Below are 16,591 nucleotides of genomic sequence, written 5' to 3'. Positions count from 1 at the left end.
AACCATACAATGAATTGATACTTCCTTTTAAAATGTATAGAATAATGAAAAAGCCGGGTACTTGTAAAAGTAATTCCGGCTATTTTTGTATAGTGATTCGATTATTATATCCACTTATGAATTAGAAACATGAAAAAGGAGGCGATATGCACCTATGAAAAATTTAAAAACAGCAATTATTGATATAGGTTCAAATACAATTCGACTTGTACTCTATTCCTATAGTAAAAATGAAGGCTTAAAAGAGTTTGGAAATATAAAGACAGTAGCACGACTTCGCACGTATCTTATGCCGAATGAAGAAATGTCCGAAGAGGGGATAAATTTACTGGCAGAAACGTTAAAGTCATTTCGATTAATATTGGCAGATTATGAGGTGACAGATGTTAAGGCTGCGGCGACTGCTGCGGTACGCCAAGCGTTAAATAATGAGGCAATCATTCACCGCATGAAAGAAGAGACGGGCATTAATGTAGATATATTATCAGAAGAAGAGGAAGCTTATTATGGTTTTGTTGCAGTAGCACATTCGATGGATACCCCTTCTGCTGTAACAATAGATATTGGTGGGGGTTCTACAGAAATTACTTTGTTTACGAATAAAAAGCTTCAAAAAACATTTAGCTTTCCATTTGGAACCGTTACATTGAAACAGAAATTTGTAGGTAATACTATCATAAGTGAAAAGGAACGCGAGAAACTTTGTACTTTTTTGCAGGAACAATTTTCCTCTTTAAAATGGATTGTCGATGCTAAATTGCCGGTTATAGCAATTGGTGGTAGTGCCCGTAATATTGCGCAAGTTCATCAACAGAAAATAGGCTACCCATTATCAGGTGTTCATCAGTACGAAATAAAGCTTAACGAGTTAAAGAAGCTTGGTGGTTATTTGACGGCATTATCATACGATGAGTTAATGCAGCTAGATGGACTCTCTTCAGATCGTGCAGATACGATTGTACCAGCTCTTGAAGTATTTATAGCGCTTATGTCAGTTGTAAATACAGACAGTTTTCAGATCAGTAAGAAAGGTTTGCGGGAAGGGCTTATTATTAGCCGCGTTTTGCAAGGAAATCCCAAAGCGTATAATAAGTATAATGTTTTTGAAGAGAGCGGCAGGCAGCTTGCTTTAGCGTATGGGCGTTCTGAGGAAGAAGCTGCGACATTAGAAAAACTGACCGAGAACTTTTATGAACAATGTTGTAAAGGAAAATTATTTGAATTCAATGATGCTGATTTACAGCTCTTGAAAAAATCAGCTAAAGTTTATGCGATAGGAGAATATATTGAACTGGATTCTTCCAGTCAGCATACATTTTATTTAATTTCAAATCAATCTATAGCTGGTTTATCCCATTTAGATCGAGTGAAGCTTGCGTTACTCGCATCTTATAAAAACCGTGATTACTTTGCAAGATTCGCCAAACCATATGAAACGTGGATTTCAAAGGAAGAATTGAAAAAGCTTCGAGATTTTGGTGCTATCCTGAAATTCATCTATGCCTTGAATATGACGAAGCGCAATGTTGTAAAGAAACTTTCAATACAAAAAGTAAATGATTACCTTCAAATAGAGGTGATTACAACAGAACGGGCTATTGCCGAATTGGCACAGGCAGAAAAACAAAAAAAGCATCTAGAACGTGTTTTCAAAAGTGAAGTGAAACTTTTATTCAAAGAAGAAGGGTGGAATTAGGAATGACAAGAAATATTGAAGCGGATTCCTTTTTCGAAGAGAATAATGAGGAACTGAATGCTCGAATTCATATTCTTGAGGAGATTGCGAAACCACAATATTATAATAACCGTGAATTGAGTTGGCTGGCATTTAATGAGCGTGTTCTGGAGGAAGCAGAAGATAAGAACAATCCGTTATTAGAGCGATTGAAATTTTTGGCAATATTTAGTTCGAATCTGGATGAGTTTTTTATGGTTCGTGTAGCTGGACTGCAAGATCAAATTCGTGCAGGATTCCACAAACCTGAAAATAAATCAGGATTGACACCGAAAGAGCAACTCGCAAAAATTGCTGAACGTACACAAGCATTAGTGCGACGTCAAACTGAAGTTTATCGCCATTTAGTATATGAATTATTGCCGAAAGAAAATGTTCATATTCGCGATTTGAAGTTATTGAATCCTGAACAGAAAAACTTTGTGAATGAATTATTCGAAGAGACGATTTTCCCGGTTTTGACTCCGGTAGCGGTCGATGCCTATCGTCCATTTCCGACTTTGTTAGGACGTACGCTCAACTTACTTGTCCGGTTGGAAAATAACATTCCAGATCCTGAAAATATGGATAGAGTGGCAATAGTACAGGTTCCATCTGTTTTAGATCGTTTTATTAAAGTACCTTCTTCGGGGGATGAAACGGTATTCGTATTATTGGAGGATGTAATATCCAACAATATAAACCGTTTATTTTTCGGTTATAAAGTAAAATCGACTCAAGCTTTTCGTTTAACAAGAAATGCTGATTTAACGATTCATGAGGAAGGCGCACAGGATCTTTTAGTAGAAATTGAAAAAGAGCTGAAAAAGCGTAAATGGGGTGTTGGCTCACGGCTGGAAGTGCGTGATGGTGAAATGAATGACGATGTTCTAGAGTATTTATTGGATGAGTTTGAAATTGAGGAAACTGATGTTTTTAAAATTGATGGACCTCTTGATCTAACAGCTATGTTTGCCTTTGTAAAAGTAATATCAGTAGGCAGGGAGCATTTAGAATATGAAAGCTTTATTCCACAGCCACCCCAAGATCTACAATCAGATGAAAATATTTATGAAAAAGCATTAACGCAAGATTTATTTTTCCATCACCCATTCGAATCGTTTGCACCTATTGTCGACTTTATCTCAGAAGCGGCTGAAGATCCGAGTGTGTTAGCGATTAAGCAAACGTTATACCGAGTTAGCGGAAATTCGCCAATTATACAAGCGTTAAAACAAGCAGCAGAAAATGGTAAGCAAGTGACCGTGCTGGTGGAACTTAAGGCCCGCTTTGATGAAGAAAACAATGTACATTGGGCAAAGCAGCTAGAGCAGGCTGGCTGTCTCGTTATTTACGGTATGAATAACTTGAAAACACATTCCAAAATCACACTTGTTGTGCGTCGTCGACAAGGAAAGATTGAGCGTTTCGTCCATTTAGGGACGGGAAATTATAATGATGCAACAGCGAAAATCTATACAGATATGGGCATCATCACATCAAATAAAGAATTCGGCATTGATGCGACTAACTTCTTTAACTATTTAAGTGGTTATACGAGTAAGCCAAAATTTAATCATATTGTCGTTGCTCCTTTTGATATCCGCGATGAGTTCCTTAATTTAATCGAAAAGGAAATTGCATTACATAAACACCATGGCAATGGCTTTATCCGAGCAAAAATGAATTCATTAACGGATAAGGATTTAATGATGAAATTGTATGAAGCATCAATTGCAGGGGTGAAAATCGAACTTATTATCCGAGGGATTTGCTGTATTCGACCAGGAATTCCCGGTATTTCGGAAAATATAACCGTGTTGAGTATTGTAGGGCGATTCCTTGAGCATTCACGAATTTTCTGGTTCCATCACAACGGAGAGAATAATATTTATTTATCTTCTGCTGATATGATGACTAGAAATATGATTAAACGTGTAGAAATACTATTCCCGATTTATTCTGAGGACATTAAAGAACGTATCCAACGCATTATGCTTACACAAATAGAGGATAACCAAAAGGCAAGAATCCAAGACTCGAATGGTAATTACCATTATAAAGAAGATCATAATAGTGAGCTTCGTATTAATAGTCAGGAAATCTTTTTAATCGAATCGCTTGGTACGATTGTTGAGGAATAAACAAAGTGAAGGGGTGGGACAGAAGTAGAAATTTTATTGGATAAAGAAAAGACCCTTATTAAAAACGGATACTTTAAAAATTGATTGGAATGGAGGGCGACTCCAGCGGGAATAGCACGACGCCTGAGACTACAGGCTCAGGCAGTGCCCGCGGAAAGCGTCCCGGAATGGAAGTCAATTTTTATACTAGCAATAATGCCATTTTCCCCACTTAGGATAATGGCATTTTGGGGTTATATACCATTCTTTTTTATATATTAAAAATAGAAAAAAAGGCGCATAAAACAGAAATATTAATATTTTAATAGGTATTTACACTCCGCTGTAGTAAAATATAAATATGAATGATTGTTCATTTTATATGCAAAGGGGATGTATGGAATGCTACAAAATAAGACAATTATTATTACAGGTGGATCTAGCGGGATGGGGCTTGGTATGGCGAAGCAATTCGTGAAAGAAGGTGCCAACATTGTGATTACCGGGCGCGATATAGAACGCCTTGAAAATGCAAAGAAAGAAATATTAGCGTTAGGTTCCAATGTTGAAGTATTTCAAATGGATGTTCGTGAACCAGAGCATGCCCAGGCAATGGTCGCTTTTACTGTTGAAAAATTTGGACAAGTAGACGGCTTAGTCAATAATGCTGCGGGGAACTTTATTGTGCACGCTGAAAAATTATCGCCAAATGGTTGGAAAGCGGTTATTGATATTGTTTTAAATGGTACATTTTATTGTTCATCAGCAGTAGGACGTTACTGGATTGAAAACGGTATTAAAGGTTCCATTCTAAATATGGTTGCAACATATGCTTGGGGTGCAGGCGCAGGAGTTGTCCACTCTGCAGCTGCCAAAGCGGGTGTATTATCAATGACGCGTACACTGGCTGTTGAATGGGGAGGGCAATATGGTATTCGAGTGAATGCAATTGCTCCAGGCCCAATTGAGCGTACAGGTGGAGCAGATAAATTATGGGAATCAGAGGAACAGGCAAAGCGTACAATTAATTCTGTACCATTAAAACGACTTGGTACGCCAGAAGAAATTGCGGATTTAGCGACATTTATGTTATCTGATAAAGCAAGTTATTTAAACGGTGAATGTATTACATTGGACGGTGGTCAATGGCTGAATCAACATCCATTCTAAAAAGTATAGTCTGCCATTAATTGCTACATACTATTGCTAATCGTAGAAGGAGGCGATAGGTATGTGGCTATATCCAACGATTTTCGTTGTGTTTCTTCTTAGCTTTATTGGCTACTATTTGACGGTTCGTGTTGGTCATAATATAGAAGATAGCGGGGAGGAACGGGATTCAGAAGTGCCTGAAGAAATTCAGGAGCATCCTTTTTTGCTTAATCCGATTATTTTATCCTATGTTGTTTTTGGAGCATTTACCGGAATCATTATTTTTTATTACTGGGCAAGAGGATACTGACTTTTATGCATAATGAGACGTTTTTACTCGTCTTATTATGCTTTTTCTTTTTTTGAATAGGCACCTTTCTTAGTAATAAAGTTGATTGGTATGGTATTATAAGTATGAGAGAAGTTGTTTTGTCATAGGGCAAAACATTTGAATGACGGTAGTGGTTTTAGGTTATTGACTATGGGCTACTTGTTATTAGCGGGAAAAAGGAGTAGAATGTCATGATTTCAACGAACAACAGAGCTTTACTAGAAATGCCTATTAAAGACTTTATTATTTCATCTGAGAAGGTAGCACATGTACAAAGTGGCAATAGCGCTGAACATGCATTATTAGTATTAACGAAAACCGGATATTCTTCCATTCCAGTATTGGACGTAAAGTATCGCTTAAAAGGATTATTAAGTACAAAAATGATTACAGAGTCGATTTTAGGGCTAGAGCGAATTGAATATGATAAATTGGCCGATATTCGTGTCGATGAAGTAATGAATCAAGAAGTAGTGTATTTAAAAGTTTCCGATACGTTCCAACGTGCCCTTGATTTAGTCATTAACCATGCCTTTTTATGTGTTGTCGATGACGAAGGTACGTTTGTCGGTATAATGACACGCAGAATTATTTTAAAACAATTAAAAAAATATATTTATCAACATAACGCTTAATTAGGAAATCGGCAAAGTCCAAATGGATTTTGTCGATTTTTTAATCGAATAGACGGAAAGGGAGAATAGCAATGACAGCTACGGAAGCCGAAATAATTAAAGTACTGGCAGAAGAGAGAAACATGCGAAAAGCGGCAGAGCGGCTTTTTTTAACACAACCTGCTTTATCGCAAAGGTTACAGTCAATTGAAAAAGAATGGGGTGCCCAACTTTTTATACGTTCCCAAAAAGGGCTGACACCGACGCCTGCAGGAGAGCTTGTAATTCAATATTCGAGTGAAATGATTATAAAGCGGGAAGATATTTTTGAAACAATTCAAGCATTGAATTCAAAGGTTCATGGTACATTAAAGATTGCCTGTGCCTCAATTGTAGGGCAAAATTGGTTACCAAAAGTGTTGAAGGACTATGTAACAAAATATCCTGATACGAAAATCTCGCTCATGACTGGCTGGAGCTCTGAAATTGTAAAAGCACTTTATGATGGAGAAGCGCATATCGGTATTGTCCGCGGTCAATCAGAATGGAAAGGAAAAAAGATTCACTTATTTCGGGATACAATGTATTTAGTAGATAAAGAAATTAAAGATATGGAAGATATTATTACATCAGACAGACCTTTTATTCAGTTTAAAAGTGATTCAAACTATTATCAGGAAATTCAGCAATGGTGGCAGCGTCATTTTAACTATAATCCAAAGCATCAAATTATCGTGGATCAAATCGAAACATGTAAGCAAATGGCATTGAACGGAATTGGATATGCGATTTTACCTTCTATTACGTTAAACGGGGAGGAGAATGTCCATAAAATTTCCTTAACGAATAATGAGAAGGATGATGGATTAGGTTTAACGCGGGATACATGGCTTATAGGCTACGAATCAACATTTGAACTCCGTCAAGTGCAGGCATTTGTCGACGTCGTACAAGATCATGCACGTTGTCTTTATGATTATTCAAAAGAAACCAATTAAAAAAGTTTTAATTTGGCTGAAAATTTAGTACAATTAGTCATGTTAAAAATACTAACATGCAGTGAGGTGTCCAAATGGAAAAGTTAAATGCACAACAAATTATTGATTTTATTTCACAATCAAAAAAGGTTACACCAGTGAAGGTATATGTGAAGGGTAATGGTGTTGCAGATTTATCATATGGTGAACAAAGTAAAGTTTTCGGAGAAGGAAATCATGCAGTAGTATTTGGTGAATGGTCAGAAATAGAGGCTTCATTAAAAGAGCATGCTCAAAACATTGAAGATTATGTTATAGAAAATGATCGCCGTCATTCAGGTGTACCACTTTTAGATTTAAAACATGTAAACGCACGTATTGAACCAGGTGCTATTATTCGTGATCAAGTAACAATTGGGGATAATGCAGTTATTATGATGGGTGCGATTATTAATATTGGTGCTGAAATCGGTGCGAAAACAATGATAGATATGGGTGTTGTATTAGGTGGTCGCGCAACAGTCGGAGATAACTGCCATATTGGTGCTGGATCAGTACTAGCCGGTGTTGTGGAGCCACCTAGTGCTTTACCGGTTGTAGTGGAAGATGATGTAGTAATTGGTGCAAACGCCGTAGTGTTAGAAGGTGTGCGTATTGGTAAAGGTGCAGTTGTAGCAGCCGGTGCAATCGTCATTAAAGATGTAGAACCATATACAGTCGTGGCAGGTGTTCCTGCTCGTGAAATCAAGAAATTAGATGAAAAAACTAAATCAAAAACAGAAATTATTGATTCTTTAAGACAGTTATAAGAAGGTAGGTTATTATGAGCCATCTCATTGATATAAGACGGGACCTACATAAAATTCCGGAAATAGGGTTTAAAGAATTCAAAACACAAAGCTATTTATTGCAGTTCATTTCAAACTTGGATCAACAATATTTGCAAATCACAACTTGGAAGACTGGTATAGTCGTTTATATAAAAGGGACGAATCCAACAAAACTAATCGGTTGGCGAACAGATATTGATGGGCTCCCAGTACAGGAAGAAACGGGCTTATCATTTTCGTCTGAGTTTGAAGGGTATATGCATGCTTGTGGACATGATTGTCATATGGCAATTGCGCTTGGTTTAGTTGAAGCCTTTTCCAAACAGCCTCCAATTCAGAATGTCGTAATTTATTTTCAGCCGGCTGAGGAAGGACCAGGGGGAGCAGAACCGATGCTTGAGTGGTTAAAAGCAGAACAACCACTGCTTGTTGCCGATGAGATATATGCACTGCATATTGCTCCTGAATATCCTGTTGGAACAATTGCGACTAAGCCTGGACTATTGTTTGCGAATACGTCAGAGCTATTTATCGATCTAAAAGGTATTGGCGGGCATGCAGCCTATCCACATAAGACAAGGGATATGACCATTGCAGCGGCAAATTTACTTTTGCAGCTTCAAACAGTTATTAGCCGTAATGTCGACCCGATGGATAGTGCAGTTATTACTGTAGGAAAAATGACAGCTGGCACAGTACAGAATGTAATAGCTGAGAATGCGCGGTTGGAAGGTACGATCAGAACGTTGAATGCAGATGCTATGGCAGAAGTGAAAAGACGTATTGAGGCGATTTGTGCAGGTATTGAAGCAGCATTCGAATGTACTGTTTCGATTGATTACGGCTCGATGTATTATGAAGTAAACAATGATGCAGAGTGTGCGAACGCACTGTTACAGTTTGCCGAACAATTTGATGGCGCTATTGCATATGAATGTCCTGCAGCAATGACAGGTGAGGACTTTGGTTATTTTATAAAGGATATACCTGGTGCAATGTTTTGGACAGGAGCAGCTTCATCATATGGTCTTCATCATGCGAAGATGGTACCAGATGAATTATTAATTCCGCTTAATTGTCAATTTGTAGAGCAATTTTTGCGACAACGTTAATAGTTTAATAAAGTAAAAGGGATGCCAGGACTTTTCCTGGTCATCCCTTTTTCAATTTATGAGGAGGCTTTTAGCAAATGCGGAGCTTTTTTTGCTGTCCAAAAATAGGCAAGCATGAAGCAGCCAATTAAAACGATCGCCCCTAAAATATAAGGAGAATCACGGTTCCAATCGAAAAGAACGCCCGCAAGTGCAGGTCCAAACATATTGCCTAGACTCATGTACGCGTTATTCATACCAGCTGCAAACCCTTGTTCATTGCCAGCAAGCTTGGATATGAGCGTATTTACAGCTGGGCGAATAAAGGTTGTAGCGATTGAGAATAAGGTAGCAACAACTAAAATAATGAAGAAACCACTAATATAAATAAATAGCAGCATAGTCACTGCAGCCAGCAGCAAGTTTACTAAAATAACTTTTACTTCCCCGAAACGCTTAAATAATTTATTGACAACATACATTTGCAATACAACACCTGCAAAGCCGCCAACAGTTAATATTATCGCTATTTCTCCAGGTGTGTAGCCAAATTTATTATCTAAATATAGCGTTAAAGTCGCTTGGAAATTTGATATACCAAAGCTAAATGTAAAGACGACTATTAAAAAGATGAAATAGGAGGTCTTTACAGATTTAACTAACTGTTTTGATAAATTTTCCCTTGGCGCTATAACTGACTGAGTATTTTTTATATTAGGCAAATATATAGCAGATAAAATGGCTGCAATAAATGCAACACCCCCAGCTAAGAAAAATGGAAACGTTAAATTTACATTGGATAAAAACCCGCCAATACCTGGTCCAATCATAAAGCCTAAAGACATGGCTGCTCCAATCATGCCCATTCCTTTTCCGCGTTCTTCATGGGTTGTGATATCAGCTACAAAGGCCATAATAGGAGGCATAATAAACGCCGCGCCGGCACCACTTAAAAAGCGTGATAAAAATAGTACCCATACTTCAGTGGCTAGTCCAAATAGGATTTGGGCACAGCCATAGACAATTAAGCCGCCTATGATAAACATTTTTCGACCATGTCGATCTGATAAATCCCCTGCAATCGGGGAGAGGAGAAACTGGGCAAGTGCAAACCCTGCAATTAAAAATCCAAGAACTTGTCCGCCAACACCGAATAATTGCAAATAAGCCGGCATAACAGGGACAATAATGCCAATCCCACCCATTGTAATAAACATATTAAACATTAATAAATAAAGTGCCAATTTATTAGATTGTTGCGTCATATAATGCCAGCCTTCCATTAAAATATTTCGATTGTAGAAATATATATTTCCAATAGCATACCATATTGTACAAACTTTCACGATAGATTACATCATTCCTTTGAAGGAATTTATATATTGAAAGTTAAAAAGAATATTGCCAAAATAAAGCTATATTAAAGAGGGGTTGTTTATATGAATTATAAATTTTGGACAGTAGTGATGGTACAAAAAGACGATAAAGTATTATTGCTCAATCGTCAGCATGATCATTTTAAAGGCTACATACCACCGGGGGGCAAAGTAGACTTTCCAGAAGGATTTGCACAAGGAGCAATCCGTGAAGTAAAAGAGGAGACAGGTCTAGATGTACTTTCCTTAACATTTAAAGGAATTTCCCATTATACAAATGAAGTAAAAAAAGATCATTTTATTATTTATAATTATTGGACGGATGACTTTATAGGGGAACTGCTCACAAATTGTGATGAAGGAACATTGGAATGGGTGAAAATTAGTGAAGCAAAAAACTACCCTATGCAGGAAGATATTCAGGTTCGTTTCGATTACTTTTTCGAACCAGGAACTTTTGAGATTCATATGATTTGGGATGAAGAAAATGATTGTCTGGATAGAAGGATTATACATAAGTTATAAAAATAGGACAGCCGAAAAGTCAGAGAAAAATCGACTTTTAAGGCTGCCCTTAATTTTTATTAAAAACTCATCTTAAATTCCAAGAAGTATTCATTATATTTTCCGAGCCATTCAAGGCCTAGGTTTTCATATACTTCTAACTTTTCACGTTGATCATGTGAAGGGTAGAAGCGCTCATCACTAACCACTTCTTCATCCAATAACTCCCAAGCTGCTTCATTTGGTGTTGAATAGCCAACATAGTCAGCATTTTGGGCAGCATTTTCTGCATCTAGCATAAAGTTAATGAATTTATGTGCCCCTTCAATATTTCTTGAAGTTTTAGGGATAACCATATTATCAAACCATAAGTTGGAACCTTCCTGTGGAACAGCGAATTCCAATTCTTCATTTTCCCACATCATATCAGCAGCTTGGCCTGAGAAGGTAAGTGCGACTGCGGCTTCGTTATTAATCATAAGTGGTGTAATTTCATCACCAATGATTGCTTTAATGTTTGGTGAAAGCTTAATTAAATTGTCTGTTGCTTCACGCAGCAATGCATCATCTTTTACATTAAGGGAGTGACCGATTGAGTTAAGCCCCATACCGATTACTTCCCTTGATCCATCCACTAGGAAAATTTTTCTTTCCAGTGAAGGATCCCATAGGTCATCCCAAGATTCGAATGTTAAATGGTCTTCAATTAAATTAGGGTTATATACAACTCCAACCGTTCCCCAGAAATAAGGGATCGAATACTCATTAGCTGGATCAAACGGTAAATCTAAAAAGTCTTCGTTGATATTTTGTAAATTCGGTACTAAACTATGGTCGATTGGGATGAGTAATCCATCTTCCTTCATCGATTCAATTGTATACTCGGAAGGAACTGCAATATCATATGCAGAGCCTCCTTGCTGTACTTTTGTTAACATCGCTTCATTTGAATCAAATGTTTCGTATGTTACTTTAATACCTGTTTCTTCTTCAAATTTATCGATTAACTCTGGAGCGATATATTCGCCCCAGTTAAAGACTGTTAATGTGTCCTTGCTTCCAGCAGATCCAGCAGACTGCATCCGGTCCACTGCTACAAACAGAAGGGCACAGGCAATGACAATAGCAACTGTTGCTTGAATTAAGTCTCTCATTGATGTCCCCCCGTTGCTATTGATTTTGAACGTTTATTAATGAAGTAATACCCGATAACGATTAACACTGTTACGGCAAATACCAATCCTGAAATAGCATTGATTGTTAAAGAAATTCCGGCGCGGGCCATTGAGTAGATTTCCACCGACAATGTACTAAACCCGTTACCTGTAACGAAGAAAGTGACTGCAAAATCATCAAGTGAATATGTTAAGGCCATAAAAAATCCTGCGAAAATACCAGGAGATATATACGGCAAAATAACACGCATTAATACATCACGTTTTGTCGCACCTAAATCTCTTGCGGCATCAATTAATGAAGTATTCATTTCAAGCAATTTTGGTAAAACCATGAGCACTACAATCGGTACACTAAATGCAACATGCGATACTAGTACAGAGGCAAACCCTAACTTTACACCAATCATCGTAAATAAAATAAGGAAGCTTGCACCGATTACAACATCGGGTGAAACGATAAGGACATTATTTAATGAAAGCAATGTATTACGCATTTTTTTATCCTTTATTGAAATAATGCCAATAGCGCCCAATGTCCCGATTATTGTTGCGATCAGGCCTGATAAAAGGGCAACGAGCACTGTATTAAGTAGAATAATGATTAATCTTGAATCCTCAAATACTGCTGCGTAATGCTCCAGTGTGAACGATTCGAAATTATTCATACTGCCACCACTATTGAATGAGTAAAAAATTAAATAAAATATCGGAGCATAAAGGACCGCGAATACGAAAATTAAATAAATTTTCGACATAGATAATAATTTTTTCATTAAACGCGTCCTCCTTTAGATTTTTGTCTAGTAAATAACATTGTAAGAACCATAAATAGAATTAAGAATACGGCAATTGTCGAACCCATTCCCCAGTTTTGAGATACAAGGAATTGTTGTTCAATGGCAGTACCTAAAGTAATGACTTGGTTTCCGGCAATTAAACGTGTGATCATGAATAAAGATAAAGCTGGGATAAAGGTAACCTGAATACCTGATTTTACGCCATCAATTGTTAATGGGAAAATAACTCGGCGGAAGGTTGTCCAGCTGGATGCACCTAAATCACGTGCGGCATAGATTAAAGATGGATTCATTTTGTCTAAAGAATTGAAAATCGGAATTATCATAAATGGAATGAAAATATATACCGATACGAAAACAAAACTAAAGTCTGTAAATAAAATTTGCTTTGGATTAAAACCAAACACTTCAATCATTGCATTAATTGGGCCGTATAAACCAAAAATACCGATGAATGCATAAGTTTTTAAGAGTAGGTTAATCCAAGATGGAATGATAATGAGCATAAGCCATAATTGCTTATGTTTCGTTTTTGTTAATAAGTAGGCAGTAGGGTAGGCAAATAACAACGTAAATAGCGTAATCAGAAATGCATACCAGAAGCTGCTCAATGTCATTTTTAAATAAACTGGTGTAAAGAATTTTGCATAGTTGGTTAAAGTGAAGTTACCATTCAAATCAAGAACAGAATAATAAACGATTAACGCAATTGGTGCAATAACGAATAATAAAATCCAAAAAATATAGGGAATTAACGGGCCTTTTGCTGTCTTATTCATAGTCTTCGTCCCCATAAGCTTCCAAACGTTTGTCGAAGTCCGCTTCTGTCTCATTTAATCTCATAACGTGAATAGCTTCAGGATCAAAGTCCAATCCAATTTCAGCTCCAACATCTGCTTTTTTCAATGAGTGGACTAACCATTCATTTCCGTCCTGATCATACGTTGATAATTCGTAATGAACACCGCGGAATAATTGAGTATCAACAGTAACAATTAACTTGCCGTTTTCCGGTGTTGTGATTTCCAAATCTTCCGGACGAATGACAACGTCAATCTTTTCGTTTGGCTTCATCCCACCGTCAACACATTCAAACTCTTTTCCAGCAAATCGCACTTTGTAATCTTCAATCATTAATCCATCTACAATGTTGGACTCTCCGATAAAGTCTGCTACAAAACGGTTAATTGGCTCATCATAAATATCCACTGGAGTTCCGGATTGTTTAATTTCCCCATTAGAAAGAACAAAAATTTCATCACTCATTGCCAAAGCTTCTTCCTGGTCATGTGTAACAAAAATGAACGTTTTCCCCAATCGCTGCTGTAATTCACGTAACTCATACTGCATTTCTGTACGTAATTTTAAATCAAGTGCTGATAATGGCTCATCCAATAAAATAACTTCCGGATCATTAACGATAGCACGTGCGATAGCGACACGTTGACGTTGACCACCGGACATTTCTGAAATTTCACGGTTGCCATAGCCTGCTAAATTGACGAACTTTAATGCCTCTTGCACGCGGTCATTTATTTCTGCTTCTTTCACTTTTTTAATACGTAAGCCAAATGCTACATTTTCAAACACATTTAAGTGAGGGAACAGCGCATAATCCTGGAATACGGTATTTACTTGGCGTTCATTTGCCGGAACATCGTTCATACGTTTTCCATTAAAAAATACATCACCTGTTGATGCGTCAGTAAAACCAGCAATAATACGTAAAATAGTTGTTTTACCACATCCGGATGGACCGAGTAATGTGTAGAACTTACCACGTTCTAGTTCGAAGTTAATATTTTTTAAGACAACTGTACCGTCATCATATGATTTTGTAACATTTTCAAAGCGAATAATCGTGTTATTCATTTAAGTAGCCTCCTGATTTATAAGTAAGATTGAGTTGCGACAAGGAGTAACTTTGTTATTCCATTATGCGCATTAAAAATTTGATGGTTGGAAGATGCTTCATAATAAACAGCATTTCCTTCACTTGCGATATATTCCTCGTTTCCGAGAACAACACGGATTCGCCCTTTAACTACATAAATGAAAGTTTCCGCTAATGATGGTTCGAATGCTTTAAATTCTGCATCCTTATGGAGAGTAATAAATACCGGCTCCATCTCTTTTTCATTCGAAGTAGGAATGAGCCATTCAATTTCATACTTTTTATCATGATCAGTAAAACTGGTTTGATCATCTTTTGTAAATACAATTTTTTCATTTTTTTGTTCATCATCAAAAAAGTCCCGTGGTGAACACCCGAGAACTTCCAATAAGTTGAATAATGTTTCAATTGAAGGTGAGTTTAAATCTCGCTCTAATTGAGATATATAGCCTTTCGTTAAATCAGTGCGCTCTCCAAGTTCTTCCTGGGTCAGCCCTTTTTTTATGCGTAACGCTTTAATCTTCGTCCCGATTTGCATCAAGTCACGCTCCTTATACATAACCAATTTGTTTACATATGATAAACATCCAGTAAGGAAGTTTACTATTACAAAACTTTTAGTTTACGAAAATAATAATAATTATACATAATATACGGGGATTTTCAAGTATATTTGTGAAATGAAAGATATTATTTGTTTAGTTACTGGACATTTGTTCGGTACAGAAAAAAACTCCTTTACATATGTTACAGCGAGGAGGATGCGATTGAGAATTCGGACAATAATGCCTTCGCTAAGCGGGGCTACAAAAGTTATTAATAAAAAACATATGAAAGAGTTATCAGATATGCCGACATTAATTTATTTTTGGGCGATGAGTTGTTCGCAATGTGAACAATCCATAGAGAAATTGAATAATATTGGTAATATTTTCAATGATCGATTAAATATTCAAGCGATTCATATGCCAAGGGAAGAGCTTGACTTTTCTTCAGAATTAGTAAGGCGAAAAGTAAAGGAATTAGGTATAAATCACCCTATTCACCTAGATAATGAACTTATCATTAGCGATAGGTTTGGAAATAAAATTGTACCAGCTTACTATTTATTCGATCAACAACAGAAATTGCGCTTCTATCATGCTGGAGCTTTAGCGACTAAATCCCTGCAAGGAAAAATTGAGCGTATTATTTAATGACAATATACATTTTTATAAGTTAAAATGAATGGCAACTGGATGTTCGGAGGAGATACAATGAAAAAAGAATTTGTAGTAATAGGGCTAGGGCGCTTTGGAGGAAGTATCGTACGCGAGTTGGTTAAGCAAGGAGCGAATGTAATGGCAATTGATACAGATAGTGAACGTGTCGATGAATTTGCCCGTATTGCCACTCAAGCAGTAGTAGCTGATACGACAGAGGAAGAAACAATTAAATCACTAGGGCTCTGGAACTTCGAACATGTAATTGTCGCAATTGGGGAAGATATCCAATCGAGTATTTTAACAACCCTTATTTTAAAAGAACTTGGTGTTCCACAAATTACAGTAAAAGCACAAAATGATTACCATGAAAAAGTATTGCTTAAAATCGGAGCAGATTTTGTTGTGCATCCAGAACGGGATATGGGCATTCGTATTGCTAATAATATGATGTCTAATAGTGTACTTGATTATTTGGAAATCTCCAGTGAGCACTCAATTATGGAAATCAAAGCGAATGAAAAGATTGCAGGTCATTCATTGATTGAACTGGACGTTCGTGCAAAATACGGTGTCAATATTGTTGGCATTACACGCGGAGATGAAATTATGATTTCTCCAGCAGCGACAGAGCGTATTCAGTTAGGGGATGTTTTGCTGATGATTGGTGCTGACGTAGACATTAATCGTTTTGTGAAAAAAGTTGTTCAAAAGTAGCCGATACTTAACAAAAAATTAAAATAAAAATACCCGCCTACAATAAGTAAGCGGGTATTTTTATGGAAAATCACCTAAATGGCTTTACCAA

17 protein-coding genes are annotated in these 16,591 nt (G+C 36.9%); 11 read left to right on the top strand and 6 right to left on the bottom strand.

Annotated features, from left to right (window positions below):
• Positions 1 to 154 precede the first annotated feature (154 nt).
• The 8 genes from H9635_RS02565 to H9635_RS02530 all read left to right on the top strand — a co-directional run bounded on the left by H9635_RS02565 (position 155) and on the right by H9635_RS02530 (position 8,853).
• Positions 155 to 1,696 (top strand): Ppx/GppA family phosphatase, encoded by a 1,542-nt coding sequence (locus H9635_RS02565; RefSeq protein WP_191698572.1) that lies wholly within the window; start codon positions 155 to 157, stop codon positions 1,694 to 1,696.
• A gap of 2 nt (positions 1,697 to 1,698) precedes the next feature.
• Positions 1,699 to 3,858 (top strand): RNA degradosome polyphosphate kinase, encoded by a 2,160-nt coding sequence (locus H9635_RS02560; RefSeq protein WP_191698571.1) that lies wholly within the window; start codon positions 1,699 to 1,701, stop codon positions 3,856 to 3,858.
• A 381-nt stretch (positions 3,859 to 4,239) separates the two neighbouring features.
• Positions 4,240 to 5,007 carry a 2,4-dienoyl-CoA reductase gene (gene fadH, locus H9635_RS02555; RefSeq protein ID WP_191698570.1) on the top strand — a complete coding sequence of 256 codons (768 nt, stop codon included), beginning with the start codon at positions 4,240 to 4,242 and terminating at the stop codon, positions 5,005 to 5,007.
• A 61-nt stretch (positions 5,008 to 5,068) separates the two neighbouring features.
• Positions 5,069 to 5,299 carry a short-chain dehydrogenase gene (locus H9635_RS02550; RefSeq protein ID WP_191698569.1) on the top strand — a complete coding sequence of 77 codons (231 nt, stop codon included), beginning with the start codon at positions 5,069 to 5,071 and terminating at the stop codon, positions 5,297 to 5,299.
• A gap of 212 nt (positions 5,300 to 5,511) precedes the next feature.
• On the top strand, positions 5,512 to 5,955 hold the full coding sequence (cbpB, locus tag H9635_RS02545) for a cyclic-di-AMP-binding protein CbpB (protein ID WP_191698568.1): 444 nt from the start codon (positions 5,512 to 5,514) through the stop codon (positions 5,953 to 5,955).
• 71 nt (positions 5,956 to 6,026) lie between these two features.
• Positions 6,027 to 6,932, top strand: coding sequence for a LysR family transcriptional regulator (locus tag H9635_RS02540; protein WP_191698567.1), 906 nt, complete (start codon positions 6,027 to 6,029; stop codon positions 6,930 to 6,932).
• Positions 6,933 to 7,006: 74 nt separating this feature from the next.
• On the top strand, positions 7,007 to 7,720 hold the full coding sequence (dapD, locus tag H9635_RS02535) for a 2,3,4,5-tetrahydropyridine-2,6-dicarboxylate N-acetyltransferase (protein ID WP_191698566.1): 714 nt from the start codon (positions 7,007 to 7,009) through the stop codon (positions 7,718 to 7,720).
• Positions 7,721 to 7,734: 14 nt separating this feature from the next.
• Positions 7,735 to 8,853 carry an N-acetyldiaminopimelate deacetylase gene (locus H9635_RS02530; protein WP_191698565.1) on the top strand — a complete coding sequence of 373 codons (1,119 nt, stop codon included), beginning with the start codon at positions 7,735 to 7,737 and terminating at the stop codon, positions 8,851 to 8,853.
• Positions 8,854 to 8,909: 56 nt separating this feature from the next.
• Here H9635_RS02530 and H9635_RS02525 read toward each other — a convergent pair whose 3' ends face one another.
• Positions 8,910 to 10,097 (bottom strand): MFS transporter, encoded by a 1,188-nt coding sequence (locus H9635_RS02525; protein WP_191698748.1) that lies wholly within the window; start codon positions 10,095 to 10,097, stop codon positions 8,910 to 8,912.
• A 174-nt stretch (positions 10,098 to 10,271) separates the two neighbouring features.
• Here H9635_RS02525 and H9635_RS02520 point away from each other — a divergent pair, with 174 nt between their 5' ends.
• Complete coding sequence (locus H9635_RS02520; protein WP_191698564.1) at positions 10,272 to 10,733, top strand: 8-oxo-dGTP diphosphatase; 462 nt, start codon at positions 10,272 to 10,274, stop codon at positions 10,731 to 10,733.
• Positions 10,734 to 10,792: 59 nt separating this feature from the next.
• Here H9635_RS02520 and H9635_RS02515 read toward each other — a convergent pair whose 3' ends face one another.
• From H9635_RS02515 to H9635_RS02495, 5 genes are read right to left on the bottom strand one after another with little or no spacing between them, the layout of a single operon-like run.
• Positions 10,793 to 11,866 (bottom strand): ABC transporter substrate-binding protein, encoded by a 1,074-nt coding sequence (locus H9635_RS02515; protein WP_191698563.1) that lies wholly within the window; start codon positions 11,864 to 11,866, stop codon positions 10,793 to 10,795.
• Positions 11,863 to 12,663 (bottom strand): ABC transporter permease, encoded by an 801-nt coding sequence (locus H9635_RS02510; protein WP_191698562.1) that lies wholly within the window; start codon positions 12,661 to 12,663, stop codon positions 11,863 to 11,865. The genes H9635_RS02515 and H9635_RS02510 overlap by 4 nt, the downstream gene beginning before the upstream one ends.
• The gene (locus tag H9635_RS02505; RefSeq protein WP_191698561.1) at positions 12,663 to 13,466 is read right to left on the bottom strand and encodes an ABC transporter permease; all 804 of its coding nucleotides are present in this window, start codon (positions 13,464 to 13,466) and stop codon (positions 12,663 to 12,665) included. Before H9635_RS02505 ends, H9635_RS02510 begins: the two co-directional genes overlap by 1 nt.
• Complete coding sequence (locus tag H9635_RS02500) at positions 13,459 to 14,559, bottom strand: ABC transporter ATP-binding protein (protein ID WP_191698560.1); 1,101 nt, start codon at positions 14,557 to 14,559, stop codon at positions 13,459 to 13,461. The genes H9635_RS02505 and H9635_RS02500 overlap by 8 nt, the downstream gene beginning before the upstream one ends.
• A gap of 17 nt (positions 14,560 to 14,576) precedes the next feature.
• Entirely contained in the window at positions 14,577 to 15,119 is a 543-nt protein-coding gene (locus H9635_RS02495) for a helix-turn-helix domain-containing protein (RefSeq protein WP_191698559.1), read from the bottom strand.
• A gap of 142 nt (positions 15,120 to 15,261) precedes the next feature.
• Here H9635_RS02495 and H9635_RS02490 point away from each other — a divergent pair, with 142 nt between their 5' ends.
• Both H9635_RS02490 and H9635_RS02485 read left to right on the top strand, forming a co-directional pair.
• Positions 15,262 to 15,777 carry a TlpA family protein disulfide reductase gene (locus H9635_RS02490; protein ID WP_191698558.1) on the top strand — a complete coding sequence of 172 codons (516 nt, stop codon included), beginning with the start codon at positions 15,262 to 15,264 and terminating at the stop codon, positions 15,775 to 15,777.
• Positions 15,778 to 15,837: 60 nt separating this feature from the next.
• Positions 15,838 to 16,500, top strand: a complete 663-nt coding sequence (locus H9635_RS02485) for a potassium channel family protein (protein ID WP_191698557.1) — start codon at positions 15,838 to 15,840, stop codon at positions 16,498 to 16,500.
• Positions 16,501 to 16,591: the final 91 nt, after the last annotated feature.

Source organism: Solibacillus faecavium (assembly GCF_014836905.1).
Classification (GTDB): Bacteria; Bacillota; Bacilli; order Bacillales_A; family Planococcaceae; genus Solibacillus; species Solibacillus faecavium.
The sequence above is the reverse complement of the archived record's forward strand: the minus strand, read 5'-3'. Positions and strand labels throughout refer to the sequence as shown.